Source organism: Bartonella sp. AP57NXGY (assembly GCF_042195805.1).
GTDB lineage: Bacteria > Pseudomonadota > Alphaproteobacteria > Rhizobiales > Rhizobiaceae > Bartonella.
In genome coordinates this window covers 2,036-5,179 of the sequence record NZ_JBHIOZ010000091.1, presented here as the reverse complement: position 1 = coordinate 5,179, position 3,144 = coordinate 2,036, and the positions used below count along the sequence as shown (strand labels likewise).

General features: G+C 38.3%; 1 protein-coding gene. It reads right to left on the bottom strand.

The window, feature by feature from the left end; all coding sequences use genetic code 11:
- Positions 1 to 605 precede the first annotated feature (605 nt).
- Positions 606 to 3,144 (bottom strand): autotransporter outer membrane beta-barrel domain-containing protein (locus ACFIL8_RS07505; protein WP_375689312.1); only part of this gene is annotated, 2,539 nt, incomplete at its 5' end.

Sequence of the window (3,144 nt, the reverse complement as noted above, 5' to 3'; positions counted from 1 at the left end):
GCCCTTGGTTCTTGAGACAGTTCATGAGAGGACTTCTCAGGCTTTTCTTATATAACTTTTCTCCACACGCCAGCCCTGCTTGTAACGTGCAAGAAAATTTTTAATTGTTTCAACATAAAACAAGTTTGAAATGAGAGAATCCTACGATATTAGGGACTCTCATTCAACATGGAAAACAAAGAATTATCTTTATAAATCAATATACTGTATGGAATTAGAGGGATAAGCATTGTCAAAATGGTTTGCCTAAAAACGGTACATGGACATATAAATGAATCCTTACAGGGTGGTGTTAAGCTAATGGATTGAAGAAACAGGAGGATAAACATAGAAAAGGTATGAAGAGAGAGTTTCTTTTATCATTATCTTTTCCAATGTAGTCTTCTTTTTATTATCTAAAAATACACTTTGCTTAGCTTTATAGACAAATTCGATAATGAATATGCCGCGTGACTCGTGTAAATAGGAGGGAAGGAGATCATTGAGGAGAAAAGAAAAAAGTTTCAGGGGATAAGAATAGTAGCTTACATAGATTAAAAAGGCAGTATGTATACTGCCTTTTTTGTTAAATTGAATAGAATGAATAGGCTATTTACAGACTTTCCTTAAAACTGATAGCGTATCCCTCCTGAAAAGTTTGTTCCGGATATACCAGTTTTTTGCAGCTTTTTTCGATAGTTTATATCACCATGGAGGGCTAAACTGCGAGACAATTTTGCATTGATGCCAAGCCCACCTTCAATAGAAGATCCTGTAGGATCAAGGGGAAAGGTGTCGCCAATCTGTACTTTACCATCATCACCAAAAGTTTTGAGAAAGTTCACTTTTCCATACAGAGAAATGACACGGTTCTTTTCTGTGGAGGTAGTAGTTTTTGTCAAACGTCCACCAATGCGTACTAACCATTGATAAGGTTCACCGATATCAACTTTAAGATTATCAGCATCAGAAAAGGCATTAAAGATTAGACGCTGGTAAACAAGTTGTGCCTGGGGTTCAAACGTGAGGGCTTTAATACCCGTTGTGAATTTTTGACCTATTGTTGTTGAGGCAATTAACATTTTTATATCATCGACTTTAGTGGTACTGTTAGCGATGGCTGTAGAGATATTTCCTTTCCAGATCCCATAAGAGAAGAGTGTATCCATATAGAAACCGCTATTATGCTCTATACCGCTGTAGGCTGTGACTGCCCATTTGTTAAGCGTACTCTTGTCTGCATCTTCTATATTTTGGGGGGTGAGGGATAATTGAGCATAGGTTCCGGTAAGACCCCAATATAGGATTGTATTTTGGCTCTTTTGTGCAGAAGCTGTAAAACCTGCTTGTGTAGCAGCATAGCGAATGTTTGTGTTATAGCCATATTGTTGTGACGATAGGGTTGCGATACTTCCATAGGAAGAGAGAAAGAATCCATTTTTTTTGACGTTATCTTCGATCCCTATAGCTGTTGTTCTCAGATCAGCTAACAGAGTACTTTGTTGAGCCATATCGATAAAACCAGCGTAGAAGAGAGCATTAGGTACGGCCAAATAGCTCGCTACTTGTGGTAAAATAAATTTCTGCAAACGGAAATCCCAGAAATTATCATTTTCTCCCAACAGGTTTAGTGTTTCATTTGCAGCACCATAGCTGGATGTTGGTCCATAAGCGGTAAGTCTATATTTATAAGGTGAACCAGTTGCTTGGATATAACCATTGGCTAATTTGAAGGAATTTTCATCTGCTTTCCCGGAAACTTGAATGAGCGAAACTCCACTGGTATTAGAAGAAGGGTGAAAAGCTTCTGTTATATTATTGCTATCTTTGAAATCACTCATAACATAAACTGTTGTTGTACCTAAGACATCTCCTTGGATCAGAAGTCGATCATTTTTTTGATCGATTATATCAGAGCTCTCAACAGATCCAACATTAAAAGAAATCTTTGCGTCACCAGAAGCATTGTAGACTGCTTGCGTGTCTGGTTTCCCAGAACCTATATGCAATGTATGATAATGGTTTTCTGTCGGCTGTTGAAAAACAATGGAACTATTGTCGAGATTAAGTATAGAAACATCAGAATGAGATCTTTGGGCAATATCAAGTAACTTGCCCGCATCATCTTTTTCTTTTGTGCTAGTGTTTACGAACCATGTTGTATCGTTTTTGAGATCGAAAGTTGTTCTGCTGTTTTCGTCATTTCTTACTCCCCCCTGTAAGAGAGAGTTTTCTGCGGTGAGTGTAAAGATTTGATCAGGTTTTGGCGTATCATGAGTTATACCCACGAATAACCTGTCGGCACTGATTTTTGAATCTTTGAGGTTGAGTTTACCATTTGATGAATTGTTGGCAACAATACCCGTTCCATCTTCGACAAAAAGGTTTGTATTGGTCAGGTTGATTCTTGAAGTCTGATCGTTTTTGGAGTCATCAATGCTTATCCCATTGCACTGTGCTTTCGCAGAAATATCTGTGACATCAATATATCCGCCATCTTTTAAGACAAATGCAGCTTCTTTTGCTTTTACAGTTCCTCCAGTCATTGTGATTTTAGATTGTTCACCATCTGCATGAAGCCCATTATTTTCAGATGTTACTATAACATTATCATTTAAAGTAATTGTGCTGCCTTGCTTGGCTTGTACCTCACCGCCAAAGGAACCGCCGTCCGTTACCGTTATTTGGGAATTATCATTAGCCAAGAGAGCCTTTTGTGCGTTCTTAACGGTGATATTTTTTAAAGTAACCGTGCTTTCCTTATCAGCACTTACACCTGTGGTTATCGGTTTATCATCGCTGCTGCTTGTTATCACGACATTTTCTAACTTGTTGTTGTCACTCTTGCTGTTTTCAAAAGAAGCCCCTGTCTCGGAAACAGTGATAGATCCTCCTGTCATTTGGATGATACCATTGTCTTTTGCCTCAAGTCCGATGATAGCCTCTTTAATGGTTGCATTATCATGCAAATTAATCATGCTGTTAGGACCAATGGATTTTGCGCCAGTTCCTTTGTTATCTGTGGTGAGAGTGATATCTGTGACATCAATATATCCGGCATTTTCTGTCAACAGAGCACTTTTTTGCCCTTTTACAGTTCCTCCAGTCATTGTGATTTTAGATTGTTCACCATCTGCATGAAGCCCATTATTTTCAGATGTTACT